25 protein-coding genes, 1 tRNA gene and 1 riboswitch are annotated in these 26,616 nt (G+C 52.6%); of the genes, 5 read left to right on the plus strand and 21 right to left on the minus strand.

What is annotated here, in order from left to right:
* Nucleotides 1-15: 15 nt before the first annotated feature.
* The 5 genes from ACJJIS_RS20890 to ACJJIS_RS20910 form a co-directional block, all read right to left on the minus strand.
* On the minus strand, nucleotides 16-966 hold the full coding sequence (locus tag ACJJIS_RS20890; protein WP_475708972.1) for an alpha/beta hydrolase family protein: 951 nt from the start codon (nucleotides 964-966) through the stop codon (nucleotides 16-18).
* Between the two features lie 145 nt (nucleotides 967-1,111).
* Complete coding sequence (locus ACJJIS_RS20895; protein ID WP_475708973.1) at nucleotides 1,112-1,669, minus strand: GNAT family N-acetyltransferase; 558 nt, start codon at nucleotides 1,667-1,669, stop codon at nucleotides 1,112-1,114.
* Nucleotides 1,670-1,681: 12 nt separating this feature from the next.
* Nucleotides 1,682-2,185 (minus strand): GNAT family N-acetyltransferase, encoded by a 504-nt coding sequence (locus ACJJIS_RS20900; RefSeq protein WP_475708974.1) that lies wholly within the window; start codon nucleotides 2,183-2,185, stop codon nucleotides 1,682-1,684.
* Between the two features lie 17 nt (nucleotides 2,186-2,202).
* Nucleotides 2,203-2,655 carry a YaiI/YqxD family protein gene (locus ACJJIS_RS20905; RefSeq protein WP_475708975.1) on the minus strand — a complete coding sequence of 151 codons (453 nt, stop codon included), beginning with the start codon at nucleotides 2,653-2,655 and terminating at the stop codon, nucleotides 2,203-2,205.
* Nucleotides 2,656-2,657: 2 nt separating this feature from the next.
* Complete coding sequence (locus tag ACJJIS_RS20910) at nucleotides 2,658-2,876, minus strand: DUF3565 domain-containing protein (RefSeq protein WP_252084134.1); 219 nt, start codon at nucleotides 2,874-2,876, stop codon at nucleotides 2,658-2,660.
* Between the two features lie 153 nt (nucleotides 2,877-3,029).
* Here ACJJIS_RS20910 and rep point away from each other — a divergent pair, with 153 nt between their 5' ends.
* Complete coding sequence (gene rep, locus ACJJIS_RS20915) at nucleotides 3,030-5,063, plus strand: DNA helicase Rep (protein ID WP_444899313.1); 2,034 nt, start codon at nucleotides 3,030-3,032, stop codon at nucleotides 5,061-5,063.
* A 38-nt stretch (nucleotides 5,064-5,101) separates the two neighbouring features.
* Here the strand turns inward: rep and ACJJIS_RS20920 are convergent, their stop codons facing one another.
* Both ACJJIS_RS20920 and ACJJIS_RS20925 read right to left on the minus strand, forming a co-directional pair.
* Nucleotides 5,102-7,477, minus strand: coding sequence for an NHL repeat-containing protein (locus ACJJIS_RS20920; protein ID WP_475708976.1), 2,376 nt, complete (start codon nucleotides 7,475-7,477; stop codon nucleotides 5,102-5,104).
* A 319-nt stretch (nucleotides 7,478-7,796) separates the two neighbouring features.
* Nucleotides 7,797-8,219, minus strand: coding sequence for a c-type cytochrome (locus ACJJIS_RS20925; RefSeq protein WP_444935148.1), 423 nt, complete (start codon nucleotides 8,217-8,219; stop codon nucleotides 7,797-7,799).
* 191 nt (nucleotides 8,220-8,410) lie between these two features.
* On the opposite strand from ACJJIS_RS20925, the gene ACJJIS_RS20930 reads away from it, so the two are divergent.
* Nucleotides 8,411-8,487, plus strand: a tRNA-Arg gene (locus ACJJIS_RS20930).
* 216 nt (nucleotides 8,488-8,703) lie between these two features.
* Here ACJJIS_RS20930 and moeA read toward each other — a convergent pair.
* Both moeA and narL read right to left on the minus strand, forming a co-directional pair.
* Nucleotides 8,704-9,945: a molybdopterin molybdotransferase MoeA gene (gene moeA / locus ACJJIS_RS20935; protein ID WP_475708977.1), complete on the minus strand. Its 1,242-nt coding sequence runs from the start codon at nucleotides 9,943-9,945 to the stop codon at nucleotides 8,704-8,706.
* A 41-nt stretch (nucleotides 9,946-9,986) separates the two neighbouring features.
* Nucleotides 9,987-10,652: a two-component system response regulator NarL gene (gene narL, locus ACJJIS_RS20940; RefSeq protein WP_108731363.1), complete on the minus strand. Its 666-nt coding sequence runs from the start codon at nucleotides 10,650-10,652 to the stop codon at nucleotides 9,987-9,989.
* Nucleotides 10,653-10,850: 198 nt separating this feature from the next.
* Between narL and ACJJIS_RS20945 the strand changes: the two genes are divergently transcribed.
* The gene (locus ACJJIS_RS20945; protein ID WP_444918765.1) at nucleotides 10,851-12,464 is read left to right on the plus strand and encodes an MFS transporter; all 1,614 of its coding nucleotides are present in this window, start codon (nucleotides 10,851-10,853) and stop codon (nucleotides 12,462-12,464) included.
* 54 nt (nucleotides 12,465-12,518) lie between these two features.
* On the opposite strand, the gene ACJJIS_RS20950 is transcribed toward ACJJIS_RS20945, so the two are convergent.
* The 12 genes from ACJJIS_RS20950 to ACJJIS_RS21005 form a co-directional block, all read right to left on the minus strand.
* Nucleotides 12,519-13,718 (minus strand): hypothetical protein, encoded by a 1,200-nt coding sequence (locus tag ACJJIS_RS20950; RefSeq protein ID WP_475708978.1) that lies wholly within the window; start codon nucleotides 13,716-13,718, stop codon nucleotides 12,519-12,521.
* Nucleotides 13,719-13,818: 100 nt separating this feature from the next.
* Nucleotides 13,819-14,937, minus strand: coding sequence for an ATP-binding cassette domain-containing protein (locus ACJJIS_RS20955; RefSeq protein WP_475708979.1), 1,119 nt, complete (start codon nucleotides 14,935-14,937; stop codon nucleotides 13,819-13,821).
* A complete protein-coding gene (gene modB, locus ACJJIS_RS20960; RefSeq protein ID WP_475708980.1) occupies nucleotides 14,937-15,659 on the minus strand; it encodes a molybdate ABC transporter permease subunit in 723 nt (240 codons plus the stop codon). The genes ACJJIS_RS20955 and modB overlap by 1 nt, the downstream gene beginning before the upstream one ends.
* Entirely contained in the window at nucleotides 15,656-16,438 is a 783-nt protein-coding gene (gene modA / locus ACJJIS_RS20965) for a molybdate ABC transporter substrate-binding protein (protein ID WP_475708981.1), read from the minus strand. The genes modB and modA overlap by 4 nt, the downstream gene beginning before the upstream one ends.
* Nucleotides 16,423-16,902 carry a molybdopterin synthase catalytic subunit MoaE gene (gene moaE / locus ACJJIS_RS20970; RefSeq protein WP_475710375.1) on the minus strand — a complete coding sequence of 160 codons (480 nt, stop codon included), beginning with the start codon at nucleotides 16,900-16,902 and terminating at the stop codon, nucleotides 16,423-16,425. The genes modA and moaE overlap by 16 nt, the downstream gene beginning before the upstream one ends.
* 10 nt (nucleotides 16,903-16,912) lie before the next feature.
* Nucleotides 16,913-17,158 (minus strand): molybdopterin converting factor subunit 1, encoded by a 246-nt coding sequence (gene moaD / locus ACJJIS_RS20975; RefSeq protein ID WP_475708982.1) that lies wholly within the window; start codon nucleotides 17,156-17,158, stop codon nucleotides 16,913-16,915.
* Between the two features lie 21 nt (nucleotides 17,159-17,179).
* Nucleotides 17,180-17,671 (minus strand): cyclic pyranopterin monophosphate synthase MoaC, encoded by a 492-nt coding sequence (moaC, locus tag ACJJIS_RS20980; RefSeq protein ID WP_282930383.1) that lies wholly within the window; start codon nucleotides 17,669-17,671, stop codon nucleotides 17,180-17,182.
* Nucleotides 17,672-17,674: 3 nt separating this feature from the next.
* Nucleotides 17,675-18,217: a molybdenum cofactor biosynthesis protein B gene (gene moaB, locus ACJJIS_RS20985; protein WP_108731355.1), complete on the minus strand. Its 543-nt coding sequence runs from the start codon at nucleotides 18,215-18,217 to the stop codon at nucleotides 17,675-17,677.
* A 2-nt stretch (nucleotides 18,218-18,219) separates the two neighbouring features.
* Nucleotides 18,220-18,819 (minus strand): molybdenum cofactor guanylyltransferase, encoded by a 600-nt coding sequence (gene mobA / locus ACJJIS_RS20990; protein WP_475708983.1) that lies wholly within the window; start codon nucleotides 18,817-18,819, stop codon nucleotides 18,220-18,222.
* 4 nt (nucleotides 18,820-18,823) lie between these two features.
* Nucleotides 18,824-19,801 carry a GTP 3',8-cyclase MoaA gene (moaA, locus tag ACJJIS_RS20995; RefSeq protein ID WP_475708984.1) on the minus strand — a complete coding sequence of 326 codons (978 nt, stop codon included), beginning with the start codon at nucleotides 19,799-19,801 and terminating at the stop codon, nucleotides 18,824-18,826.
* Nucleotides 19,790-19,940, minus strand: a riboswitch (molybdenum cofactor riboswitch). It overlaps the preceding gene by 12 nt.
* A 196-nt stretch (nucleotides 19,941-20,136) precedes the next feature.
* Nucleotides 20,137-21,345, minus strand: a complete 1,209-nt coding sequence (locus tag ACJJIS_RS21000) for an alginate export family protein (RefSeq protein ID WP_444918757.1) — start codon at nucleotides 21,343-21,345, stop codon at nucleotides 20,137-20,139.
* A gap of 143 nt (nucleotides 21,346-21,488) precedes the next feature.
* Nucleotides 21,489-22,790: an MFS transporter gene (locus ACJJIS_RS21005; RefSeq protein WP_475708985.1), complete on the minus strand. Its 1,302-nt coding sequence runs from the start codon at nucleotides 22,788-22,790 to the stop codon at nucleotides 21,489-21,491.
* A gap of 412 nt (nucleotides 22,791-23,202) precedes the next feature.
* Between ACJJIS_RS21005 and ACJJIS_RS21010 the strand changes: the two genes are divergently transcribed.
* Complete coding sequence (locus ACJJIS_RS21010; RefSeq protein ID WP_444926413.1) at nucleotides 23,203-24,678, plus strand: NarK family nitrate/nitrite MFS transporter; 1,476 nt, start codon at nucleotides 23,203-23,205, stop codon at nucleotides 24,676-24,678.
* A 101-nt stretch (nucleotides 24,679-24,779) separates the two neighbouring features.
* A complete protein-coding gene (locus tag ACJJIS_RS21015; protein ID WP_475708986.1) occupies nucleotides 24,780-26,552 on the plus strand; it encodes a bifunctional protein-serine/threonine kinase/phosphatase in 1,773 nt (590 codons plus the stop codon).
* The last annotated feature ends 64 nt before the right edge of the window (nucleotides 26,553-26,616 follow it).

Below are 26,616 nucleotides of genomic sequence, written 5' to 3' on the forward strand. Positions count from 1 at the left end.
ATTCATTGATCAGTCTCAACTTTTACCGGCATCAGAGATACACCCGGGAGCTCCATTTAGTGCAGTCTTTTTGATCCATCCAGAAATTCTTTCAAAAACTTCTCCCCGGTGATTTACACCATCCTTATCCGTCATATAGTGATCGTAACCGGGGTACTCCCAATAAGTCAGCTCACAACGTCCGGCTGATGCATAGGCATCTTGTGCTGCTCGGCCGGAACTGACCGGGGCAGATTTATCTTCTGTACCCTGGATCAATAATACGGGGGCATGGCTGTTCAATAAATCGTTAACTGGTACCCGATCGACGACATCGGCCCACCAACGCATAGAGTTTCCACCCCAGACTTCCGCGCTTTCTGGGTTAGCTCGGGCATAGGCGAGTTTGGCATCTACCTCTTTAGCTACGTGGGGCGGAACCAAACTCTTTAGCACTTGAGCAAAGGATTCCCCCAATCCACTTGAAAAGACCACTGCCGCATCGGGATTTAGCCTCGGCGCCAGTCGTGCAACAAGATCACCACCCTCGGAACCGCCGAACAAGACCAGCTTGCCATTCCACCAATCAGCCCCGCGCAGTTCGTCGACAATCTGCTCTACATCTACCGCACGCTGCTCAACGGTATGGTTAGCTACATACTCTTTTGAACAATCTTTAAATTGCTCTTCCGGGCTGTCAGAGTGAGTTACACTATATTTTTCTACCAATAAAACAGCATATCCTGCCACTAACTCTTTAGCCTGTTGGATAGTAGTATTTTTAACAGCTGGCAGGCAGCCAGATCCCTGGGCTATCAGAAACAAGCCATATTTCCCGTTAGCCGATGGTTGCTCTAAAGACCAGTAAAGCGTTGATCCATCAGGGCGTTTACTAACTTTAAGTAAAGGTTCGGCGGACACGCCGGTATGCAAAGTCGCTAGCAGAAAACCAGTTGCCGTTATAAAGGCCGATTTAAGACAACCCATAGCGAGAACTCCCTGCCCTCACCTGAAATTAATGGTGGGGCTATATTTGCTTGGTTATTGTTGAAGAGGGGGTGAACCTCATATTCACCCCCTCTCCGAACCCAAGAAAAAGTAATGGTTCCCGAGCTAACTGAAGCTAATCACATCAAGATTTTTTCCAATCATCAGCACTTAAGCGATAAAGGCAGTGCCGCTGCAGATGGCTTTCGCTGGGGACCAGTGGATGTTCAAAGACGAGAGAATCCCGCCGCATACCCAGCCGCTCCATCACCCGCTGGGAACGAAGGTTTTGCAGTGCAGTAAAGGAAACGACTTCGCTGAGATTCAGGACATTAAAAGCTACATCCAAAGAGGCTTGTGCGGCTTCCGTGGCATAGCCTTTTCCCCAGTAGGGAAAGGCCAAGCGCCAGCCAATCTCTACCGCTGGAGTGAAGGGCAAATCTTCGGTCACATTTTTCATGCCGACAAATCCAAGAAGCTCTTTAGTCTCTCTCAGCTCCAAGGCCCAAAAGCCCCAGCCGTATTTCTCAATATGCGCAATACTGCGATCCACACCGGCGTCGCTCTGCTGTCGCGTCAGCAATGCGGGGAAGAACTCCATCACCCTGGGGTCGGCATTCATTTCCGCAAGTACAGGCTTATCTTCCGCTCGCCACTGGCGCAGCTGTAAGCGCTCTGTCATAGGTTGTATTAATTCAGGCATGGAATATTCGCGCTATTCAATATTTTGTTTCTGCTGAAAATCTATAGACGGTGCGACCATAAAATCGCACTGATCCAGCCATTTTCGCTGCCCTGGGTAAGCCGCTTCCTCAAAGCCCAATTTCTGGTAGAGAGTCCGTGCCGCTAGATTAGTACGCAGGACAAATAAAGAGCACTCGATTGCATCCAGGGCTCTGGCTCCTGTTTGCGCAAGCTGTACTACCAGCGAACGCCCTAATCCGGCTCCGCGATGATTAGGCGAGACAATTAAGCGACTTAGGTGGCAGCGGCCCAGGTGTTGGTAATACTGCCCAAAAGCCAGCACGTCACCGCTGCTATCCTGAAGCGCGTAGCTGGGCAACTCCGGCCAGCGACAATCCTCCAAGAAGGACCTCCCCTCGAAGGGAAACCTGAAATCAGGACCACCCCACTGTTGGCACTGCTCCCTATCAGGTAGCCAGGACATCAATGTTGGGAATTGCCACTCTTCCATTGGCTTCAGTCTCAAGTTCTCCACGGCAATTCTCCTTAAAGTTACTTGCGACTCTTTGCCAGCCATCTATCTAACTGATCGGCAAAATCTTTGCGGTCGGCCTGGCTAAGGGCCGGTGGTCCGCCGGTATGCACACCGCTGGAGCGCAGGGTATCCATAAAGTCCCGCATATTCAGACGCGCGCGGATATTGGCTTTGGTATAGCGCTCCCCACGGGGGTTAAGGGCTTCAGCACCCTTGTCGATCACCTCTGCCGCCAGGGGGATATCGCTGGTAATAACCAGATCCCCCGCCTCACAGCGCTGTACAATCTCGTTATCCGCCACATCAAAACCGGCTGTCACTTGCACGGAGCGAATATAACGCGACGGCGGCACCCGCACCGCTTGGTTAGCAACCAGTGTCAGTTCTGTGGCTGTGCGCTCAGCGGCGCGAAACAGGATTTCTTTGATGGCAACCGGGCAGGCGTCGGCATCGACCCAGAGTTTTGTCATGGCTATACAACCTTTTCGAGCGTATCGGGCGGTGCACCCTCATCGCATTTCTTGCAATTGAGCTGGAATCCCAGCATGGACTCGCGCCCTTGTTCAGTGATCACCCAGGGCCGGTTGGTCCAGGGAGGGTTGTGGCGTACATGTTGGAAGTGGCCACAGGCGAGCTCCGCCACCCAGTGATTCTCTTCATCCAGGTGGTAGCCGGCGATGGGTTGTTGCATGGGGTTACACAAGCAGGGAATAAGGCGCAGTTATAGCCAATCCCAATGGCAAAGTATACGTGTGGCCGGTGGTTCGCACTGGTACTGGGATGATTCGAGCCAAGACTGCTAGAATCTCCCGCTTTTCCGCGACGCGAAGATGCAGCCCCATCTATGACCCAGCTCAATCCCCGCCAATCCGAAGCCGTGAAGTATGTCGATGGCCCTTGCCTGGTACTGGCCGGTGCCGGCTCCGGCAAAACCAGCGTAATTACCCGCAAGATCGCCTACCTGATCGAGCAATGTGGCTACGCCGCGCGCAATATCGCCGCCCTCACCTTCACCAACAAGGCGGCACGGGAGATGAAAGAGCGGGTCAGCAAACTGCTGGCGGGCCCGGATGGCAAGCGCTCCAAGGCAAGTCACGGTCTCACCGTATCCACCTTTCACAACCTTGGGTTGAATATCCTGCGTAAGGAATACCGCGCCGCCGGCTTTAAGCCCGGCTTCTCCATCTTCGATGCGGAAGACGCCCGCGCCCTGATCAAGGAGCTGATGCTCAGGGATGGCGACCTGGATACAGACCTGTTGGATCGGGTACAAAACCAGATCTCCAACTGGAAGAACGATATGCTCACCCCGCGCCGTGCCCTCGAGCAGGCACAGAGCCCCGGTGAACAGGCCATCGCGGTTGCCTACGATCGCTACTGTGAAGCCCTCAAGGCCTACAATGCCGTCGACTTCGACGACCTGATCCTGCTGCCGGTACAGCTGTTCGACAAAGATCCAGAGTTACTGCAACGCTGGCGCAAAAAGATTCGCTACCTACTGGTGGACGAATATCAGGACACCAACAACTCCCAGTATCTGCTGGTAAAGCTGCTGGTGGGCGGGCGCGGTGGCCTCACAGTGGTGGGAGACGATGACCAGTCTATCTACGCCTGGCGCGGCGCGCGCCCGGAAAATATGAGTGCGCTGAAGACCGACTTCCCCAACCTTCGCCTGATCAAACTGGAGCAAAACTACCGCTCCACCAGCCGCATCCTCAAAGTGGCCAACCACCTGATCGCCCACAATCCTCACGAATTCGACAAAGCATTGTGGTCCGATCGCGGTCTGGGTGAGGAGATCCGCGTGCTCAAGGTGGCTAATGAAACTGAAGAAGCAGAACGAGTCGCCAACGAGGTTTTCCTACAAAAGAGCCGTCGCGGCTGCAAATTTATGGATTTTGCCGTGCTCTATCGCGGCAACCACCAAGCGCGCCTGATCGAAATGAAATTGCAGGAGCACCAGGTTCCCTACCAGATGTCCGGCGGTACTTCCTTCTTCGCCCGCGCCGAAATCAAGGATGTGATGGCCTACCTGCGCCTGTTGGTGAATCCGGATGATGACAACGCATTCCTGCGCATTATCAATACCCCGCGTCGCCAAATAGGTACCAGCAGCCTGGAAGCCTTGGGCAACTACGCCAAGGGCCGCGAGATTTCCATGTTCAAAGCCTGCTCGGAACTGGGCTTTAAGGAGCATATCAACGAGCAGGGTTACGAGCGCCTGAATCGCTTCGCCCTGTGGCTCGAAGGGGTACAGCGCAACTGTCGCGATACCACCGCCAATGGTGCCCTGCGTGAAATGCTGGAAGATATCGACTACGCCGGTTGGCTCTCGCAAAACGCCAGCAGCGAGAAGGTGGCCGAGAAGCGCATGGAAAATGTGTATTGGCTGCTGGAGAGCCTCAACAAGATTATGGAGGGCACGGACGATGAGTTGGAGCAGGATATCCGCCTGGAACAGGCCATCTCCAAACTGATCCTGCGGGACATGCTGGAGCGCCAGGAAGAAGAGGAAGCCACCGATAAGGTCAGCCTTATGACCCTGCACGCCGCCAAGGGCCTGGAGTTCCCCCACGTGTTTATGATCGGTATGGAAGAGAACTTACTTCCCCACCGCAACAGTATTGAAGACGACAACATCGAAGAGGAGCGCCGCCTCACCTACGTGGGTATCACTCGCGCCCAGCGCACCCTCACCATGACTTTGGCAGGCAAGCGCAAACAGTTCGGCGAAACCCAGGACACAACACCCAGCCGCTTTATTGACGAATTGCCGGAAGAAGATGTGTTGTTGGAAGGATTTGGTAAGGCGACGCCGGAGCAGAATCAGGCGAAGGGAGAGGAAACTTTAGGGTCTTTGCTGAGTATGTTTGATTGAGGCTGCAAATGCAGCCTCAATTTCGATGGCTCAAAGTACTATTGGGAAATAATCACCATTGAGCCCGTTTGTTCATCGATTTCCACTACACTATTCGGAATAGTTGTTATTCCAAACAAACGGTCTTCATACTTAGCGAAACCTAATATCCTAATCGATGCATCAGTTCCGGCATATGGCTTCTTCACTAGCTGCTTAGTGCTCAAGTTAAATTCAAAATACCCCGAATATTCATCTCTAGGGATAAGCAATAACCGCTCTGTGTCTTTATCTAAGAAAATACGATTGATAGATGGAACATCTGACCACTGATCCTCACTGGTTAGAATTTCCCTATCACCTGTACTTAAGTCAACTCCATATAAAGTTGTAATTGCTCCAGTTTGGTATCCTAAAGCATAAACAATTCCCGCTTCAAAATCTGTTTCAATATCACCTAGCCCATTCCAACCAGGACCAGAACCTGCACCCAGAAATTCACTAGATAAGATAGATTTTGTGCCAGTATTAACATCAACTTTGAGCAAATAATCCATATCATTAATAACGACAGCCGTTACGCCTGCAGGATCAACATCAATCGCATTTGATAACTCAATTACATTGCAACATCCAACGTCTGAACTAATAAAAATTTTTCTATCCCCAGTTGTAGCATCAACTTCTTTGAACGAATCATCGCCGTAATCAGCCACAAAAATTCTGCCACCATCTGTGATAGATATATCCCTCAAGTTAGAAAATTCAGGACCAGACCCCGTGTTCGGCCCAGAAAGTATTTCTCGATCTCCACTATCAACATCAATAGAAAGTAATTTCCCACCAAAATCAGACCAAACCGAAGAGGCAAGAACAACCAAGCGGTTTAAATTTGTATCGTATTTAATATTTTTATCAACACTACTACCCGAAATAGCTGGTCCCTGGCCACGAAATCCAGAAGACACTTGCTCAAGTGACTTTTCCTCTAAGTCAATACGATACAAATGGCTAGAACTATGGGATAGCACATATGCAAAACCATTATCTTGATCAACTTGCAAGCTAGAAAATAGGAAATCTGCGGAAACATCTTCTGCTTCTACTAGGTCAAAAACTTTCTCGATTTCCTGGCGAGATAAATCAAAGCTATATAGATTTTCAGCTCCCTCAGAAGATAGTTCTGACTTAGCTATTAGGTACAATCTTGATTCTCTAGGATCGGAGTCAACCGTTATAATCTCCGTGATCTTCTCATCAGACTCGTACAAGTCTGCAATCACCGTACGGTTTCCAGTATCCTCATTTACTTGAATTAAGTCAGAACCCGAAACTGCATAAATTGCCTGATCACTTACCACAACCAATGCATCAGGGTTTAAATCAGGGCCAGTACCTCTGTCGAAGCTAGATACAGTTTCTGAAATTCCTGTACTTGGATCAAACGAGTTTATACGACCATCTGCCCAGTAAAGCTTTCCAGATTGCTGATCAACATCAAGAGCATATGTAGAGGGTCCTCCAGCATCAAACTGTTGCACTACCTCTCCAGTCTGCGGGGAAAATTCAACTAAATTATCGTTAGCCATTCCATATAATCTCCCCCTCTCCGGATCAAATACCAAGTGAGTAATCACCAAATCTAAATTAGGATACAATTCAAATTCAAATTCAGTGTTATCTATTTTGGTAAGCCTTGGCCCTGCGAATAAATTGCCACCGTTTATATCAATAGATAAAGCACGAAATGCTCGCTGAGAATTCCCCTGATGTGCATTAACAACTAGAGAGTCCAACTCTGTTTCATTGCCATCAACATCAACTACTGTCACTGAAAATTCTGTATTTTTTTCAGTGATAGATACTGGTAATTGCCAATTTTGAAAGTCATCAGATGTTTCCGCAAGTACTCCATTTACATATACAGCCTCAATACCCCGATTATCTGTAGCAGTTCCACGAATTATTAATAATGGCTCATATACCCATGTATCTTGTAATTTTGGAAATTCAATTTTTGCACTAGGGGCAACCTCATCCGCTCGGGTAGTGACCTCAAAACTATCACTGACACCACCTATTGTTAGCTCTGCGGACGTCTCTGCGCTCAAATCAGACGATGATAAAATACGAACCCGAAATTCATCTTCAGGGGAGATTTTTCCTGCTGCAGCCGTAAACCCTCCATTATTAATTGAATACTCCCCGCCCTCTATTTCAATTGAAGTTTCGCTATTAATACCCTCAACAACGATCGCCTCTGAAACAACAAGCGTATTTGTTTTAGCATTAGCAACATCTACAAAGGAGAATGCATCAGGTGTCGTGTCGGAGACTTCAGTCTTAGTGTCTGAGTCACCACTTCCCCCACCTCCACCACAGGCAGTCAAAAAAGATGAAATAATGATAAATGAAAGAAGCTTCCCCAACTTCATGCCCAATATCCTTGTGTTGTCATATAAATCTATTTTTCGAGCAAGCGCGGATAATACAGAATTTTCAAAGTAGGAGGGATGTAATGCCTGATTACGGCTTATTACGTATTTGATTAGAAGATATTCAGTAAAAAGTTTTACATATAGTCAGTTTAGGCAGAAAAGTAATTTGCCCTTGCATGACACTCAATACAAAAGAAAAATTCTGGAATTAATTAAAATCCCAAACCGTATAATCAATTGATTGAAAATGTACTTTTACCGAAGAGAAACAAAAAAGGCCGCTCAATGAGCGGCCTTTTTCCAATAGTGAAACAGCTTACTTGCTGTTATCCACCATGTAATTCACAGCAGCTTTGATCTCGTCATCGCTACAGTCCATACACAGGCCTTTGGCCGGCATGGCATTGATACCGTTAATGGCATTGTTATAAAGAGTGTCCATGCCCTTGGCAATACGGGGCGCCCAAGCTGCGGCATCACCAAATTTTGGCGCACCTGCAACACCCATTGCGTGACAGGTCTGGCAGCTTGCGTTGTAGATATCCTGACCACTGCGAGCAGCGCCGCCGCTAGCGCCCTCAGGAGCTGCCGCTACTGCTGCTGCGCACTCTTCACCTTTCATGCAGGTTTCACCTGCCGGAGCAATTCGCTCTGCGATTTCTTCATCAACAGACTGCTGGGCCACTGCCGTAGCCGCACTGACGGCCAATGCCGCCACAATACCCAAAATACGCTTCATCATATTCCCCCAAAAGGACCGAAGTGAGTTGGCCCACAAACGTTCAAAATATCGTCGCAAACTCCTACGCCGCGCATTATAAGCACTGCGCCGCCACCTGCCAAAGACTATATAAGCCAACAGAATGTCCTTTAACCCACCCCCCAGCTTCTGTATAATCCGCCTCCCATTGGCACAGATAGCCAATTAAACCGCCCGTAGCTCAGCTGGATAGAGCGTCGCCCTCCGGAGGCGAAGGTCAGAGGTTCGAATCCTCTCGGGCGGGCCATATACAAAAAAGCCCGCATAAGCGGGCTTTTTTGTATATGGCTAACTCCCAGGGTTTTGTTCGAACTCAGGTTCGACTCGGAGGCAGCAAAGCTGCCGCAGAGCAGCACCCCAAAGGGCGAAGCAAACCCTCCCCGCCTTTATTAACTTCAATCAAATTAATTTGGATATAACTTATACGAGCCCATAGCCAATACGAAAGCAGCTATAAAAAACCCTACCCCAACGGCACTCTCAAAGGCTCAATCACCACCTGCTCCCCAGCCTCTACACTGCCACTCTCTCGCGCCAAAACGATAAAGCAGTTAGCAGCAGCCAGACCGGAAAGAATATGGCTCCCCTGGGTACCAACCGGTTCTACTACCAACATCCCGTTTTCATCACTGCGATATACACCCCGCTGGAAATCGGTACGGCCGGGCTTTTTATTCAACGGTTTTAACAGTTTTGCCTGTAAGGTCTGCGGGCCAGTCCACTGATCGCCTTTCATCACACTCAGGGCGGGGACGGCCAGCTGATAGAAAGTTACCAGGGCGGAAACTGGGTTGCCGGGTAGGCCGAAGAAGGGCGTTCCCTGTATGAAACCAAATGCAAAAGGTTTGCCGGGCTTCATCGCCACTTTCCAGAAGCCGATCTCTCCCAGCTCTTCCAACACTTCACGGGTGTAATCCGCTTCGCCAACGGAGACTCCACCGGAGGTGATAATAGCATCGGCCTCTTCGGAAGCGCGCTGCAAGGCATTGGTAATAGCCTGTTTGTTATCGGGCAATATACCCAAATCCAAAACGTCCAGGTCCAGCTGTTCCAGGGCGGATAACAGGGCAATGCGATTGCTATCGTAGATATCGCCCTTACCCAGGGCTTCGCCAGGCTGGCGCAATTCATCGCCGGTGGAGAAAAGTGCGATTACCGGTTTGCGCACTACAGTCACTGTGCCCACACCGGCAGCAGCGAGCAGGGCAATATGTGGAACGCTGATACGCTCTCCGACCTTGAGCAGGCTAGCTCCTTCAGCCACATCTTCACCGCAGCGGCGAACATGGTCGCCAGCGCGAACTTCACAATTTATTCGTATCGACTCCCCCTGGGCATCGACATTTTCCTGCATCACTACCGTATCTGCACCGGCCGGTACTGCGGCTCCTGTCATAATGCGCACGCAGGTGCCGGGGTTCACCACACCGTCAAATGGTGCACCGGCAAAAGATTTGCCGATCAGTTCCAGTGGCAAGCCACTGGCCAGGTCTTCAAAGCGCAGGGCGTAACCGTCCATTGCGGAGTTGTCGCATGGCGGTAGGTTTACTGTGGAGATAACATCCTCAGCCAATACTCGACCGGCGGCTTGTGCCAGGGGCAAAGTCTCAGTGCCACTGATTGGGCTCAGTGCCTCAAGAAGTTTTTCGCGGGCGCTTTCGATGGGCATCAGGCCCGGTTGGCTACAGCAGTCGATAGTGGGCATGGACAATATCTCTTACTTCATTCCTTTGCGGTTGGGACAAATTAGTGGCTGCGGTTTTGGGATTCCGGTCGCTTCTGATTAACCATCCACACAGCAGCTTCTACGCGGGAGCGCATGCCCAACTTTTTCAATAAGTGTTTAACGTGAACCTTGACAGTGGCATCACTGATATCCAATTCACGGGCGATTAACTTGTTACTGAGGCCATCGGCGATCAATTGCAAGATCTGGTATTCGCGACTGGTCAGCGTCGACAGGGTATCCGCACCGGAATTGTCCGGCTTGCGCAGAGCGGAGGCGAGGATCTCGGTAAGGCGCTGGCTGATAGCGAGCTTGCCGTGTGTGGCCTGGATAACCTGATCGAGAATATCTTCCGGCTCCATATCCTTGAGCAGGTAACCATCGGCACCGGCACGAATACAGGAAACTACGTCCGCATTGTTATCGGAAACAGTGAGTATCACGATGCGAGAGGCTACATCGGCTGCACGCATTGCCCGCAGGGTATCCAGCCCGTCCATACCGCGCATATTCAGGTCCAATAGAATAAGGTCCGGCTCGTGCTGTTTGGCCAGCTCCAGCGCTTCCTCCCCGCTGCTGGCCTCAGCTACCAACTCCAGGCTGGGCTCCATAGCAAACAATTGCTTGAGACCTTTACGAAACAGAGGATGGTCATCAACCATCATTACCGTGGCAGAAGAAGTCATGGGGTGTCCTGCTTCATTGCTGTAAGTTGTACTAATTCTGAACAGTGACTTTAACACAGGGCTCAGTGCCTGCGCTTACCCCCAAATGGGTAGCTATTACGCGCGGGGGCAAAGGGGTTACTTACTGTTGGTAATTGAGCAGGGATAAGCCCCGGCCCATAGTGGCCGGACGAATCATTTCGAGGAGGAGTGGCCGCCGTGTCTGACATCTACGAGTGGGCCCCAGAGGACAGCAAGTTCTGGCAGTCCAAGGGCAAAAAAATCGCAAACCGGAATTTGTGGATATCCATTCCCAGTTTGCTGTGCGGCTTCGCCGTGTGGCTCTACTGGGGCATTATTACCGTTCAAATGCTCAACCTTGGCTTCCCCATTGCCAAAGCCGACCTGTTTACCCTGATGGCAATTGCCGGCCTCACCGGCGCTACCCTTCGAATACCCAGTAGTTTCTTTATTCGATTATTCGGTGGGCGCAACACCATTGTCTTTACCACGGCCCTATTGATGGTCCCTGCCCTAGGCACGGGTATCGCCTTGCAAAATCCTGAGACCCCATTGTGGGTATTCCAGCTGCTGGCTCTGCTGTCAGGTATTGGCGGTGGTAACTTCGCCTCTTCCATGTCCAATATCAGCTTCTTTTTCCCCAAGGAAAAACAAGGGTTGGCACTTGGCCTGAATGCGGGCCTGGGTAACTTCGGTGTTACCACCATGCAGATCCTGGTACCGCTGTTTATGACCTTCGGTGCTTTCGGCGCTGCTGGCGGCGACCCCATGACCCTGGTGAGCAGCTCTGGCTCCCTGATTGGTAAAGTTCCAGCCGGTTCTGAAGCGTGGATTCAAAATGCCGGTTTTGTATGGCTGCTGTTCCTGATTCCTCTGGCCTTTGTAGGTTGGTTCGGTATGAACAACCTGCGCACCGACGAAGTCACCCCAGATGTGGGCAGTTCTATCGGCGCGATGTTGAAGATGACCATGATGTTGGGAATCGGCCTCTTCACCGCAATCACAGGTCTGTGGCTGTTGCTTCCCGAAGCGGCCAACGGTTCAGGCTGGGGTGTGCCCAAGGAAATCGTTCTGGTGCTGGTAATCGCCGCTACCGTGTTCGGCTTGAAGCTGCTGCCCGGTGAGATTAAAACCAGCTTGCAGCGTCAGTACCGTATCTTCAACAACAAGCACACCTGGGTGATGAGTGTCATTTACACCATGACCTTCGGCAGCTTTATCGGTTTCGCAGCGGCCTTCCCCCTGGCTATCAAGGTGATCTTCGGATACAGCCACGTGATGGTGGACGGGGTTATGACTCACGATACCATCAATAACAATGGCCCCAGCGCCCTGATGTACGCCTGGATGGGTCCGTTTATCGGCGCTCTGATTCGCCCGGTAGGTGGTTGGATCTCCGACCGCATCGGCGGAGCCCTGGTTACCCAAATCTGTGCTGCCATCATGGTGGGGAGTGCCCTGGGTGTGGCTTACTACATGAAGGCCGCCTACGGCTCAGCCACTCCGGAAGAGTTCTTCCTGCCCTTCTTCCTACTGTTCCTGGTGCTGTTCGCCGCTACCGGTATCGGCAATGGCTCTACCTTCCGCACCATCGCCATGGTGTTCCCGAAAGAGCAGGCAGGCCCGGTATTGGGATGGACTTCAGCCGTTGCCGCCTACGGTGCCTTCTATATTCCCAAGGTCTTCGGCGAGCAGATCAAAGCCACTACCCCGGAGTACGCTCTGGCAGGCATTGCTATCTTCTACGCGGTTTGCCTGGTGGTTAACTACTGGTTCTACCTGCGCAAAAACGGCGAATTCTACAATCCATAATTTGGTCTCACGGGCGGGGAACCGCTGTTGCGGGGAGGTTTAACCTCCCCTTTTTTATTTCACCTGAATCAATATCGGCGTTATATCCGAACCTTCAAACAGGCTGGAAATCAGCTGTCTATCGGTATCCCTGCGATAGTAGATCGTCACTTCATCCAAGTCTTCAACGGTTGGCATCGTCGGGCATAGATGCCTGGCAATAGCTATACACATCTGCTCATAAAAATCTAAATCGTGCAGCTTATCCAGATAGATATGGCACCCTGCGATATCTTCAGCACTAATCGTATAGTTGTAACCTATGGGCGGCTGAAAATAGTAGGCCTGCACAGTAATAGACCCATCTGCATTTTCAGTGACTTCGTATTGGACAGGTCTGCCGCAGATACTCTGTTGGTACCCAACAAGATCCTCCGCAACTGAGGCAAGACTGTCATCCGTCTCAATGGTGCTCTCAATTTCACTGTAGGCTTGATGGATAGCTTCAAAGCAGCTCAAGCAAGACTTAACACCCGCTTCTTGCAGCTCTGGCAGCAGTTCTGTCGCCATATCTTCAAGCAATTGCACCAGCTTTTCTGCCGGGATAGCGTCGCGAAAATAGTAAGAGCCTTCTCTCTCCACCGCCAACTGGAAGATTTTTAGCTTGCGCTCCGGGCAATAGAAATCGAGGTGGTAGAGAGGCTGTTCTGGATCGGAAGTGTGGTTACTCAGCTCTACCTTGCCCAAATACGGGATAAAGAAGGTAAAGGACCAGTACTCCGGGCAGTGAATAAATCGCCGGCAGTGCTCTTCGATATAACCGGGCAAATATTGAAGGTCAAAGAAATTAGCCAGATGGTAGTTACCACCCTGGTATTCCGCTATGGAGTCATAGTTATAAAACGGGTGCTCGCCGTGGAAATCTATCTTAACTCTCTGCCCACTGGCTGCGCGGCAAGCCAGATGAAAGTACAAGGAATCGTCTTTGTAAGTAGAGCGGATAACGATAGCGTCGCCCTTTCGGCGAAGCTGATAGCGGAAAGCATCGATCCGGTAGGGCTCACAATCCTCAAGTAGCTCGGCAATTTCCAGCTCACCCGATTCCAGGCGGCTTACTCGATAGTTGTGCCCGCCTTCTTCTATGCAGCGAGTAAGTACCGGGTGTAGATCCTCAATGGTCACAGCTTTCGCTAAAGGTAAGCCCTCGACCTGTGCTTTTTCCCGGTAAAACTTATCGCTCTCGTTAAAGAGAGAAATTCCCAACAGAACGCCCATAGGAGCACCACTAAGTTAGCTGATGTTCAAACTTAGCAAAAAAATTGCTGGGGTTTTAGGGATCGAAGAAATGCACTTTCAGAAATTGCCCTGAAACTACTTACAAACCGGCAAGACTACCGGCCTTAAACTGGGCAAAGTAGGTAGTGCCTTCACGCAGTTCTAGACGCTCGCAGGAGAGACGGGAAATATCTGCGTAGAACACCTGATCAGCAGCGGCTAACTGTAAACGAATGCGGCCGTCGGTAAGGTTCTGCTTAGCAACTAAAGTTACCGGCAAGCAATTGAGGATACTGGACAGGCCCGGCTTCTCTACACTGAGGCTAATATCTCCAGCTTCCAGCAGAAAAGCTGCGGTATCGCCTTTGCGATAATGGCCTGCCACCCTATCTGCAAAGATAGAAATCCCCCCCAAATCCAAAGTCAGCAGGCCATTGTTTAGGGATTCCACTCGCGCTTCAATCCGGCTGCGGCAGCTATCCCCTACGCCGTGGTTATCCAGGCGCTGGGCAACTTCAGGTAAGGGAAGTGGCGCGGACAAATTGGCAGAATCCATCCACAAACAGCGCTGGGCCAGCAACTGGATTTCATCAAAGTCGTGACTGGTCCAGATTACCAGCGCAGGATATCGAGCCCAGAAATCCCGTAGGGTCGGCAATAGGCGCCGCAGTACTTGGGCGCGGTCAACCGCTGAAAGCGGCTCATCAAATAATTGCAGCGGCGCGTTGTTAAAAAGCTGGCGTAATACAGCCACACGCTGCGATTCTCCGCCAGACAATAGCTCTACCGGCTGATGGAGTAGCAGTTCAATACCAAAAGCCTTTAGCAGCCGATCACACTCTTCCTCGGGCAGTGGCCTGCGGCCGTAACGGCGGGCCAGTGCCAGGTTATCTGCCACTGACTGGCCGGCAAACAGGCGGCTGTCCTGAAAGCCCAAAGAAAGCGTCCTTTTGTGGGTAGCCAGGGCGCGGCGTCCGCGCTGCCAAACCGTATTGGCAAAAGTGATATTGCCACGGCAGTGGCGCTGGCCAGCCAAAGCAGCCAGTAATGTGCTCTTGCCGCTGCCGGAGGGACCGGTAAGACCAAAAACTCCAGAGGCTGGCAGCTCTAATTGCCAGGGAATCGCAGCGTTAAGCGGAGTCACCAGCCCTGAAACACTCAGTCCGGTGGAATCAGAAGTGGTAGACGCAGTACCGAAAAGGGGTAAGGTGATTTCCATTAGCCCAGCACCCCCATTACCGGTTTAACGCGCTCGCTGTTTGATCCGCGCGAGGCCAAACTATGTCCCAGCCAACGGGCAGCGAGTAGCAGTACCGTAGTAATTCCCATCAACATCAAAGCCAGTCGGTGCGCCGCACCGTATTCCATCGCCTCCACATGTTGATAAAGAGCGATAGAAACCACTTGGGTCTCACCGGGAATAGCGCCACCAATCATCAGCACTACCCCGAACTCACCGAGGGTATGGGCAAAGGTTAAAGCGCAGGCACTCACAATAGCGGCGCGACTCGCCGGCAAAAGAACTTTTAACAATGCCGCCCAGGGCGGTATACCCAGCACTGCGGCAGCCTGGGTCAAGCGCTGGCCATTGGCATTAAACGCGGCCAACAGCGGCTGCACCATAAACGGCAGGGAATAAATTACTGACGCAAATACCAGGCCGGTAAAGGAAAACACCAAAGGGCCATCAAAAAGTTGTGACAGCCACTGCCCGGGGGCGTAGTTAGGGGAAAATAAAAGCAGTAAATAAAAACCCAACACCGTGGGTGGCAGTACCAGCGGCAGGGTAATTAATACCTCGATACCGTGGCGCCAGCGGCTCTGCCATTGGCTCAATTTCCAGGCCAGGGGCACGCCGATAATAAACAGGAGTAAGGTGGTTAAGCCGGCCAATTTCAAAGTTAGCCACAGGGCCTGCCAGTCGGCAGCGGCGATATTCATAAGCCACTCCCTCCATCTCTACTTCGATATTGAGTTGGCAAAACACCGTAACCCAAGTGCTGTAGTTGCACCTGCACTTCCGCTGAACGCAAATAGTCGGCGAGGGACTGTGCCTCTTTAGGTCGGCGACTCTGGGTGGGAATCAGCAGCTGCTGTTCAATGGGTTTATACAAATGCTGCGGCAGCAACCAGTAGTTATCGCGGCCGGCTGCTTGCATCTGGCTGGCGGCGACAAAGCCCAACTGCGCATTGCCGGAATCCAACATTAAGTAGGCTTGGCCTGCATTGTGGGCCCGGGCCAATTGAGTTTGTTTTTTCTTCCACAAACCCAGGCTTTGCAGCGCTTGCCGGGCGGCACTGCCGAACGGCGCTACTTTCGGATCGGCTAATACAATTTTATCGGGCCAGGTTTGCAGTAACTGCTCGATATTCGATTCCGATTTTGGGTGCCAGAGGGCCAGTAAACCCAGGGCGTAAGTCTGACGACTGTTGGCCAGTGCCCCACCCTGCTTTTCCAACAGTTCGGGTCGCTCGCGATCGGCAGACAGGAATAAATCGAAGGGCGCGCGGTGCGCTATTTGTTGGTAAAGCACCCCGGAGCTGCCACTGCTGATTTGCACCACACAAGCATGGCGACGCTCAAATTCCGGCAGTACCTCTTCCAGTGCCGGGCGGAAGCTGGCCGCTACCGCCACCCGCAAGGTGCAGTTATCCGCGTTAACCGGCAGCGCGATGGCCACCAGTAAAGCGGATAGCAGCAGGCTCAGCCGGCGGACCACTTTTCCATCTCCGCAGCATCACTGGCCCGGGCTTCGACCCAGCGCTCTGAAGGCTTACCGGACTCATCCGCAACCGCTTCGCGCTTCCAGAAAGGCGCCTCCGTTTTGAGGCGATCCATGATGTATTGGCAGGCAGCAAAGGCAGCTTGACGGTGGGGGCTGGTAACACCGACAAAAACAATTTCATCGTTGATCTGCATGGGGCCAACCCGGTGGACGATAGTCACACGCCCCAGGGACCAGCGATCGCGGGCATCATTGATAATCCGTTGCAGGCTTTTTTCAGTCATGCCCGGATAGTGTTCCAGGGCCAGGCCGCAGACATCACTACCGGCATTGAAGTCCCGCACCGAACCCACAAACAGGGCGCAGGCACCATCACCACTGTTGCCTTGCAGCGCAGTATATTCAGCCGCTACGTCGAGGGGCGTTTTACAGACTTCAATACGATCAACAGCTGTCATATTGGCACCACTAACCGCCGGTAACCGGCGGGAAAAATGCAACTTCATCCCCAGCCTTCACCTGGGCTCCGGTTTCTGCCAGCTCCTGGTTCAGGGCCATACGAATATCGCCTCTTTGCAGATGCGAGCTCCAATCCGGGTGCTGTTCACATAGGGTTTTGCGCAACTCGCTGAGACTGCCGGAAAAATCCTTCAGGGTAATCTCGCCCATGCCCAATTGCTGGCGCAGACGCGCGAAAAACAGAACCTTTACCATCGCTTTACACCTCTGAAATTTTTACGCCTTGTCCGCAGCATCGCCGCGCCAGTGGCCGCGCTTACCGCCGGTTTTTTGCAGCAGGCGGGTCGGACCGATTTCCATCGCCGGGTCCACGGCTTTGCACATATCGTAAATGGTCAGCGCCGCTACCGAAGCTGCGGTTAACGCTTCCATCTCTACTCCGGTGCGCCCGGCCAGGCGGCAGAAAGCGGTGATATGCACACTGTGCTTTTCCGGCTGTAATTCGAAATCCACCGCTACTTTGGTCAACGCCAGCGGATGGCACAGGGGAATTAAATCCGAGGTTTTCTTCGCGGCCTGGATGCCGGCGATACGAGCTACAGAAAGCACATCGCCTTTTTTGTGCGCCCCTTGGCTCAGCAGTGCAAAAGCCTCTGCACTCATACTGATACTACTCTCGGCCAGGGCACTGCGGTCAGTGATGTCCTTCTCGGTAACATCCACCATGCTGGCTTCGCCGCGCTGGTTTAAATGGGTTAATTGGCTCACAAATTACCCCCGGCTCTCGCAGGGCGCGCTGGCAAAGCGCACATGGGGAATAAAGTTACAGGGCTTGTGGCGGGCATCCAGCTGCTCCAGCAATATGCCTTCCCAAGCTGTGCGACAGGCTCCGGTGGAACCGGGCATACAACATATCAGTGTACGATTCGCGAGGCCGGCAAGCGCGCGGGATTGCACGGTGGAGCTGCCGATATCCCCCAGGGAAATATGGCGAAACAGCTCGCCAAAGCCGTCGACGGTTTTGTCGAACAGCGGGCTCAGGGCCTCCGGCGTGGAGTCGCGATCGGTAAAACCAGTACCGCCGGTCACCAATACCACCTGTACTTTGGGATCGGCAATCCAGGCGGAGACCACCGCGCGCATCTGGTAAACATCGTCCGGGGTAATGCGTTTATCTGCGAGCTGATGGCCGGCAGTTTTGAGGGCTTCCACCAGGTACTGGCCAGAGGTATCAGTCTGCTCGTTGCGGGTATCGGATACGGTAAGTACCGCGATATTGAGCGGTACAAATTCTTTGCTAGCGTGTGCGGACATAATCAGTGGTCTCTCAAAAAACTGTTTTCTGGGGTTTTATCCGGCGTACTCAAGCCGAGATAATCTGCCGGCGTATTGATATTACGATGCCAATCGCCAGCACTTTTTATGGGTATGGATTTGGCCCCCAGGTGACGCAGCAGCGCGCCGACAGAATTGCGCGCACTGCCTTCGACGGCACGGCGCAAATAATCCAGGCAATCGCCATTTAAAGGCAACCACAGGGGAAAAAAGAAGTTTTCAAAATAACAGGGCCGGCCACTTGCCTGCCCCTCTGCCAATAACTCTGCGAGGTGCTTCCGCCCGAGCAGAGGCATATCTACCGGGATCACCAGGGCCGCATCAGCACCGGTTGCCAGGGCTACCGAATAAAGGCCGCCCAGTGGACCCCGCTCCGGCACCAGGTCTTCAATCGCTCCGGGGCGGGCGCCGCTGGTGACGACTTTTTCCAGCGGAAGCTCACTCAGCAATGCCTCAGCATGCTGTAAAAAATTGCCCCGTTGGGGGTGGGCCAGCAAGGCCTTATCTCGGCCCATCCGGCTGGAGCGGCCGCCGGCCAGCACCACGCCGATTGTTGATTTACTAACAAAAGCCCTGGCCATAACCCTAGCCCCCCAGCATCGCCAGGTTGCGGGTAGCGCCGGTAAAACCTTCGTGCAGCTGGTGGCCTGCGGTCTTATCCACGATCAACTCGCGGATATGGGCCGCCAGCGCCTCGCTATCGCCATCGGCGATGATCTCGCGCATATCAAAGCCCTGGTCGGCGAACAGGCATAGGTGCAGCTTGCCCTGGGCCGATACCCGCAGGCGGTTGCAGCTTGCACAGAAGTCTTTGCCGTAAGGGGTAATCAGGCCGATACGGCCGGCGTAATCCGGGTGGAAATACTCCCGCGCCGGACCGGCATCGCGGGTGCGGATCACCAGCTCCCAACCTTCCCGCAGCAACAGGGTTTCTATATCGCCACCGGAGACATGGTTGCTGGCGAAGAACTCGCGGTTATCGCCGGTGCGCATCAATTCAATAAAACGCAGGGTCACCGGAGTCTCGCGAACCCAGGCGAGGAAGTTATCCAGCTCGGCCAGATTGTACTGGCGCATCAGCACTGCATTGACCTTGGTATCGATACCCAAGGCCAGGGCGCGATCCAGGCCTGCTAAGGCTTTATCCAGGCGATTGTGGCCGGTGATATGGTGGAATTGAGCCGGGTCGAGGCTGTCGATACTGACATTCACCTGATCCAAGCCCGCGCGGTGCCAGTCGTCAATCTGACTGGGCAGGCGGTAACCATTGGTGGTGATGGCTAAGCGGCGAATCTTATCGCTAGCGCGCACGGCTTCGAGCAGCGGCACCAGGTCTTTGCGCAGGGAGGGCTCTCCGCCAGTAAGGCGTACCTTTTCCGTACCCAGTGAAGCGAAAGCGCGCACTAATGTGCCCACCTCAGCGACTGAGAGAGGATTTTCCCCTTCCAGGGAACGTCCGCAACCGATGCCCTCAGGCAGGCAATAGTTGCAGCGGTAGTTGCAGATGTCCGTCACGGACAGGCGCAGGTAGTAAAACCTACGGCCAAAATTGTCTTGTAACATTAAACGCCTTTCCAATGTCGGGAGGCCGCGCAGTTTCCCGCTAGACCCTGGTGGCCGGTACGGCCACGGTCCCGGCACCTTGTAGCGACAATAAAAATCAGCGCTGTTTAGGTAGCGGGACTCGGTGTTTAAACTGATGTCAGTGTATCAAGCTGGTTAATTTATGCTTGGGGCAAAGGTGGTACTCCCTTGGTGCTCGAACTGATGCTCCTTGGGGAGACATCAAAACGTGGAGCTTCAGTCGATTAAAATTTATAAATTATAAAAACAGGTTCAAGGTGCAGGGAAAACCCCGGCCGAAGCCGGGGGCCTCGCTAAGGAGTTCTTTCAGCCGCTTAGAAATTAGCGGTTACCATGATCCAAAGCTTATCGGTATCAGTACTGTACTCATCAGCACGATAAGTTGCGTACTTAACGAGTGCAGAAATGTCATCGGTGATTTTGTGCCCGTAGCTCAGGTTCCACTCATCACCGTAACTAACGGATCCCTCGGCTGCTTCAAAGTTGTGATAGGTCAAGCCCAGCTTGCCACCGGCCACTTTCATAGAACCGCCAACATACAGATCTTCGACACCGTCAGCGGGGGTTCCCAGGAATTTATCAGTGAAACCCTGGAACTTGTGCAAGGTTGCCAGCGGGGTTTTAAAACCAACGTCATTGTCGGAACCCAAAACTTCATAACCGAGTTTTGCCGCAACAGGACCCAGATCAGCGCCAAGCTCTGCCAGGTAATAATTAGCACTATAGTCATACTGGTTGTCACCAATATCTGACTGGTGCGCATAACTCAGGTTGGCTTTTACCGGACCAAATTTACCTTTGTAATCTACCCCATAAGTGCGGCTGGCATTATCGGTGAGATCTTCCAGATCCAGATTGTAAACAAAAGCGCTGATTTTATGGTTTTCAGCTACTGGATAAATCGCGTGTAGCAGTTGGATATCGCCGCCCATATCGGAACCAGCACTGTCTTCACCGAAAATACGATTAACGTTGTAGACGTAGCTATAATCCAACTGGAAGCTATCAGCACTGCCGTACTGATAACGAACACCATCGTAGGTCTGCTCGTTTTGTCTCCAGCCAACACCGCCGACAAATCGCTGCCCGTCCAGGTTAATGCGCTGGCGACCGGCGGTAATTATGGAATTTCCACCGCTGTAGCGAATATAGGCCTGGTTAATTTCAGTTCCTTCCGGATCAGCCACTACCGGGTATTCGCCCTCACCATTAACGGTGGAGTTGTAGCTGTCATTGCCAACTGCCGTAACATCATCCATTTCCAGGAAGCTGGTAAAGCCACGATAGCTGCCACTGCGCCAGTTGAGGCGGGTTCTTAAAGTGGATGCAACTGCTTCATCATCAATACCATCCTGATCAACAGTCTCTACGCGGTAACGCAGATTCAATCCGACTTCACCGGATTTCAACGCATCCACCAGAGTGGCATTTTCACTTTCCTGCGCAGCGGCCTGCAATGCAACAGTGCTGCATGCCCCCAACAGTAAGGCACCGAGAATTTTTGGGAATTTGGAAACGGTCATGACGCTTTTCCTTTGCAACAACGGAGTGAACAGTGACAAATTACAATTTTTCAGACTCGACTGAAACCATAGATTTTTTCCTGCCTAATTAATCTTTACTCCCTAGCCTTTACTCAGGCGTAATCCCTTATTGGTAGTGGGCACTACCTATCCGGCAAAGCCTCGGTTTCGCTGGTTTCCTCAAGCAGGAAATTATTTTGCTGTGCGTACTGTAAACGCTGCATATAATTTTCTCTTTGAATCGCCAAATACATAACCAACATACAAATAGCGAGCACACCATAGAGCAGCATAAAGGCCGCACTGTGGATACCTACTAAGTCCTGAGCGATACCAAAAAGAACAGGCAGGGTAAAACCACCGAGGGCACCAATAGTGGCTACGGTACCGCCAACACTCCCCATATGCGCGGGGAAATTATCGTGCAGCGCTTTGTAAACAGACGCACGGCCAAATCCCTGGGCGATACCGATAACCAGTAGCAGTAAAGTGAACAGCTCAATACCCACTTCAATATTTAAATGCACATCCCGTTCCACCCCGTGAATTGTCATGCTGGTGGGCGGATAACTGAGGAAGAAAAGACAGACCAGGCAGGTCCAGAAAACACTCCAATTGACGGTGCGCGCACCGTAGCGATCGGCAAACCAACCCCCTAAAGCGCGCAGTGAACTGGAAAGGGCCACAAACAGCAGGGTGAGTGCCATTGCTACCGGTGTACTGACTTGGTATACCGACAGATAGTAATTCGGCAACCACAATAAAAGCGCGAGAAAACTGCCAAAAACAAAGTAATAGTAGAGCCCATAACGCCAAACCCGGATTTGCGTTAGCGGCTTTAAATGACTGCGCAGATCCGGTTTTCCCCGGCTGCGCATATAGCGGGTTTCCTCTGGTGCAAAAAATTCGAATAAAACCATCATCAGGATAATCCCGGCTCCATAAGCCGGCCCTATCCACTCGCGGCCAAACCAATTTTGAATGGCTGGAGCCAATGCCAAGGTAATTGCAGCTCCTGCATTTCCTGCACCAAAAATGCCCATCGCAGTACCCTGTCGCCCTCTTTCGAACCACGGGCTGATATAGCGAATTCCCAAAACAAAAGACACCCCGGAAATACCCAGCCACAGCCCCGCCAGCAAATGGGCCCCGTAGCTATCGATAAAGGGCAACAAAAAGAGCACCGGCAGCAATAACAGCATCTGCAATAAAATCAGCTTTTTTGCAGAAAAATATTCCACCAGAAATCCCGCCGGAAAACGCAACAGCGCCCCACTCAAAATCGGCGCAGCCAGTAGAACCCCGTATTCAGTTGCAGACAGATCCAACTGCCCGCGAATCTCTACCCCCAATACCGCGTAGAGCGTCCAAACAGAAAAGTTAGCGGCGAACATGGCCGAGGCAAATATCAGCGCGCGCCCGGCGAGTTGCTGTGTATATTGCACGGCAGGCATCTCCAAAATATTGGCTGTCGAAAATTAATTGCCACCCCGGTTATTCACCGCATTGGCCCCCCGCCCAAGAAAAGTGATCACAGAAATACAGCGGAGGCGAGAAATCTACAGAGGCAAGCTATTGGCAAGATGCACAAAAAATCGGCTAGCGACAATTACTCCCAAAAACCCTTTTTAATCATTATCAATTTCCGCCAACTACCCCCACAGGGGTAGAAACGCACTAAAAACCGCCCCTACCCACTCCGAGCTACTAACCCCAAGGGGTTACTCCCTTCCATATACAAATCCATTTCCCTTCCACTTACCCCTTTTGCGCGCTTTCCCTCTGGCGCTGCTCAAATACTATCGGTCATGACCCTATCCACCTCTAAAAATTTCTGAGAAGCCGGAGAAAATAGTCATGAGTCAATCCAGCGGCCTCAATTTATTTAATTGGGGCGATCCCAAAATAAAGACGCTGCACGTTACTTGGTTTGCGTTTTTCCTGACTTTCGTGGTGTGGTTCTCCCACGCTCCGCTGATGGTCTTTATCAAGGAAGCGTTCGACCTCACCAGCCAGCAAGTAAAAGCCCTGTTAATCCTCAATGTGGCACTCACCATCCCCGCCCGTATCATTATCGGTATGCTGGTGGATAAATTGGGGCCGCGCCTGGTGTACAGCGGGCTGCTGATGACCTCATCTTTAATCTGTTTGGGCTTCGCCACCGCAGACAGTTATGAATCCCTGGCCCTGTTCCGCTTCCTGCTGGGATTTGTGGGTGCCGGCTTTGTAATTGGTATCCGCATGGTGGGTGAATGGTTCCCAGCCAAACAAGTCGGCCTGGCAGAAGGTGTTTACGGCGGCTGGGGGAATTTCGGTTCTGCTGCCGGTGCCATGACCCTACCCACCATCGCCCTGCTGTTCGGCGGTGAAGACGGCTGGCGCTATGCCCTGGGCCTCACTGGCATCATCGCCGGCCTGTACGGCATCATCTACTACCGCGTTGCCCGCAACACTCCTAAAGGTTCCACTTACTTCAAGCCGAAGAAAAGCGGCGGCCTGGAAGTGACCAGCAAGCGGGATTTCTACTTCTACCTGCTGATGAATGTGCCCATGTACCTGGCACTGGCAGCGCTGGCTTACAAACTATCTCCCAGCGGCGTAGCCCTGCTGAGCCAGAATGCCACCTACGTGATGTGGGGACTGCTGGTAGCACTGTTCGCCTTCCAGACCCGTATGATCTGGAATGTAAACAAAGACCACCTACGCGAAGGTGTGCCCGAGCTGGAGAAATACAACTTCAAGCAGGTAGCCATCCTCGACCTGGCCTACTTCGTCACCTTCGGCTCAGAGCTGGCCGTGGTTTCTATGCTGCCTCTGTTCTTCCTGGAAACCTTTGAAGGATTGAGCCCGGTGAAGGCCGGCCTGCTCGCCTCTGGCTTCGCCTTTATGAACCTGGTGGCTCGCCCAACCGGTGGATACTTCTCTGACAAACTGGGACGCCGCCGCAGCCTGATGTTCCTGATCGGCGGCCTCGCAGTGGGTTACTTTGTACTGAGCCAGATCAACGGCGGCTGGTGGATACCCGCTGCGGTAGTTGCCACCATGTGCTGCTCTTTCTTCGTGCAGGCCGGTGAGGGTGCCGTATTCGCCGTCGTACCCCTGGTGAAGCGTCGCATGACCGGGCAGATCGCCGGTATGGCCGGAGCCTACGGCAACGTGGGTGCGGTTACTTTCCTTACCGCCCTGTCTTATGTCAGCTACAGCCAGTTCTTCCTGATTATCTGCGGCGCAGCAGCGGTGATCTTCTTCGCCTGCCTGTTCCTGGAGGAGCCCAAAGGCAATATCGCCGAAGTGCTACCGGATGGCACAGTGCAGCTGATCAGCGTGGAGTGATCGGAAAGCGGTTATCAAGCAAAAAACGCAAAGGAGGGCCAATGGCCCTTCTTTGTTTTTCGCCGTTGGTCTGAGGGGACGAAAAGAGATAGGAGAAAGCTGTGAGCGAAACCAATTCCGGGGTGCAAACAGAAACCGAGGCAAACCCCGAAGCCCAGACACCGCGATTGAGCCACGGCCTTTGCACCAGTGCCGGCATCAAACCACAGAACGAAGATGCCGCAATCTACCACTGGCCAGACAACCCGCACTTGCAGGAATACCTGGGCGCAGTCGCCGCACTGGCAGACGGCGTCAGCTCTGCCGAAGCCGGCGCCCTCGCTAGCCACACCGCCACCGAGCAGTTTGTGCGGGACTACTACAAGGTGCCGGATACCTGGTCTGTGGCCCACGCCGGACAAAAAATCCTCGCCTCCATTAACAGTAAGCTATACCGCAAGAGCCACGACTTTCCCCAACAGGAAAAGGGCTTCCTCTGCACCTTCTCAGCCCTGATTTTTAAATCCCGTACCGCCCACTACTTCCATATCGGCGACAGCCGTATCTATCATCTGCGAGGCGACAACCTTAAATGCCTCACCCGGGACCACAACATCACCCTGGCCCACCGCCAGCAGATGCTATCCCGCGCGCTGGGAATGGATACCGGCCTGCAAGTGGATTACGGTCAGCTCAGCCTGGCTAAGGACGATGTGCTGCTGATTACCAGCGACGGCGTGCACGACTTTATCAAGCAGGATCTACTGCGGGAGCTGCTGGCAGATACCCAAATAAGCGAACAGGAAACAGCGGAAACCCTGGTGCGCCTCGCCGAGGAAAACGGCAGTGATGATAATCTCTCCGCATTAGTGGTAAAGGTAAAAGCATTGCCACAAACCACCCTGGACGACTACAGCCGCCAGCTTACCCGCCTACCCTTCCCGCCGGAGTTGGAACCGGGCATGGTATTGGATGGTTACCAGGTGGAACGGGAGCTGTTCTCCTCCCAGCGCAGCCAGCTGTACCTGGTGCGCGACAGTGCCACCGGGGAAATCCTGGTAATGAAAACCCCCTCGGTAAATTACGAGGACGATATCCACTATATCGACCGCTTTATTCAGGAGGAGTGGATAGGCCTGCGTATTCGCAGCCCCCAAGTAGTGCGCCTGCACCGGCAGACCCGCCCACGCACCGCGCTCTATTACCTGATGGAGTATGTGCAGGGCAGCACCCTGGAGCAGTGGATCACCAACAACCGCTTTCCCAAACCGGCGGAAGCGTTTCGCATCCTTAAGGAGATTGCCACCGGGCTACAGGCCTTCCACGATCAGGAGACCATTCACCAGGATTTGCGCCCAGCCAATATCATGATAGACCGCAACGGACGGGTAAAAATTATCGACTTCGGCTCAGTTTATGTAGCCGGCAGTGCCGAGATTTTTCGCCCCCTGGAGCACCCGGAAGCGCTGGGCACCGCCAGCTATTCCGACCCCCACTATATCCTTGGGCACAACAGCGGTATTCGCGGCGATATCTATGCTCTCGCCACCATTGCCTACGAAATGTTTACCGGAGAACTGCCCTACGGCGAGGAAATCGAAAACTGCCGCTCCCACGCCGACTTCGAACGCCTGCGCTACCGCACCGCCAGCCAGTTTAATCCTGTAGTCCCCATCTGGTTCGACCGCGCCCTGGAGCGCGGATGCAGTATCGACCTGGAACAGCGCTACTCCACCCTAACGGAATTTATGCGCGACCTGGCCAATCCGAACCCGGATTACCTAAGGGAAGATCCTACTGAAAAAGGGGATGCCTCTTTGTTTTGGAAGATTCTTTGTGGGATTTGGGTAGCTACTTTGTTGGCGGTGGCGGCGTTGTTTTCGTCTAGTGCTTGAGACTACAGCTCTCTCTACAATATAACTATCCAAGGAGTCTTAAAATCTCTAACAAGTTGATGCT

Source organism: Microbulbifer maximicatervae (SeqCode), from assembly GCF_056231245.1.

Coding starts and splice junctions, on each gene's coding strand:
- ACJJIS_RS20890 (WP_475708972.1), bottom strand. CDS start 966: ATGGGTTGTCTTAAATCGGCCTTTATAACGGCAACTGGTTTTCTGCTA.
- ACJJIS_RS20895 (WP_475708973.1), bottom strand. CDS start 1,669: ATGCCTGAATTAATACAACCTATGACAGAGCGCTTACAGCTGCGCCAG.
- ACJJIS_RS20905 (WP_475708975.1), bottom strand. CDS start 2,655: ATGACAAAACTCTGGGTCGATGCCGACGCCTGCCCGGTTGCCATCAAA.
- ACJJIS_RS20910 (WP_252084134.1), bottom strand. CDS start 2,876: ATGCAACAACCCATCGCCGGCTACCACCTGGATGAAGAGAATCACTGG.
- rep (WP_444899313.1), top strand. CDS start 3,030: ATGACCCAGCTCAATCCCCGCCAATCCGAAGCCGTGAAGTATGTCGAT.
- ACJJIS_RS20920 (WP_475708976.1), bottom strand. CDS start 7,477: ATGAAGTTGGGGAAGCTTCTTTCATTTATCATTATTTCATCTTTTTTG.
- ACJJIS_RS20925 (WP_444935148.1), bottom strand. CDS start 8,219: ATGAAGCGTATTTTGGGTATTGTGGCGGCATTGGCCGTCAGTGCGGCT.
- moeA (WP_475708977.1), bottom strand. CDS start 9,945: ATGCCCACTATCGACTGCTGTAGCCAACCGGGCCTGATGCCCATCGAA.
- narL (WP_108731363.1), bottom strand. CDS start 10,652: ATGACTTCTTCTGCCACGGTAATGATGGTTGATGACCATCCTCTGTTT.
- ACJJIS_RS20950 (WP_475708978.1), bottom strand. CDS start 13,718: ATGGGCGTTCTGTTGGGAATTTCTCTCTTTAACGAGAGCGATAAGTTT.
- ACJJIS_RS20955 (WP_475708979.1), bottom strand. CDS start 14,937: ATGGAAATCACCTTACCCCTTTTCGGTACTGCGTCTACCACTTCTGAT.
- modB (WP_475708980.1), bottom strand. CDS start 15,659: ATGAATATCGCCGCTGCCGACTGGCAGGCCCTGTGGCTAACTTTGAAA.
- moaE (WP_475710375.1), bottom strand. CDS start 16,902: ATGACAGCTGTTGATCGTATTGAAGTCTGTAAAACGCCCCTCGACGTA.
- moaD (WP_475708982.1), bottom strand. CDS start 17,158: ATGGTAAAGGTTCTGTTTTTCGCGCGTCTGCGCCAGCAATTGGGCATG.
- moaB (WP_108731355.1), bottom strand. CDS start 18,217: ATGTCCGCACACGCTAGCAAAGAATTTGTACCGCTCAATATCGCGGTA.
- mobA (WP_475708983.1), bottom strand. CDS start 18,819: ATGGCCAGGGCTTTTGTTAGTAAATCAACAATCGGCGTGGTGCTGGCC.
- moaA (WP_475708984.1), bottom strand. CDS start 19,801: ATGTTACAAGACAATTTTGGCCGTAGGTTTTACTACCTGCGCCTGTCC.
- ACJJIS_RS21000 (WP_444918757.1), bottom strand. CDS start 21,345: ATGACCGTTTCCAAATTCCCAAAAATTCTCGGTGCCTTACTGTTGGGG.
- ACJJIS_RS21010 (WP_444926413.1), top strand. CDS start 23,203: ATGAGTCAATCCAGCGGCCTCAATTTATTTAATTGGGGCGATCCCAAA.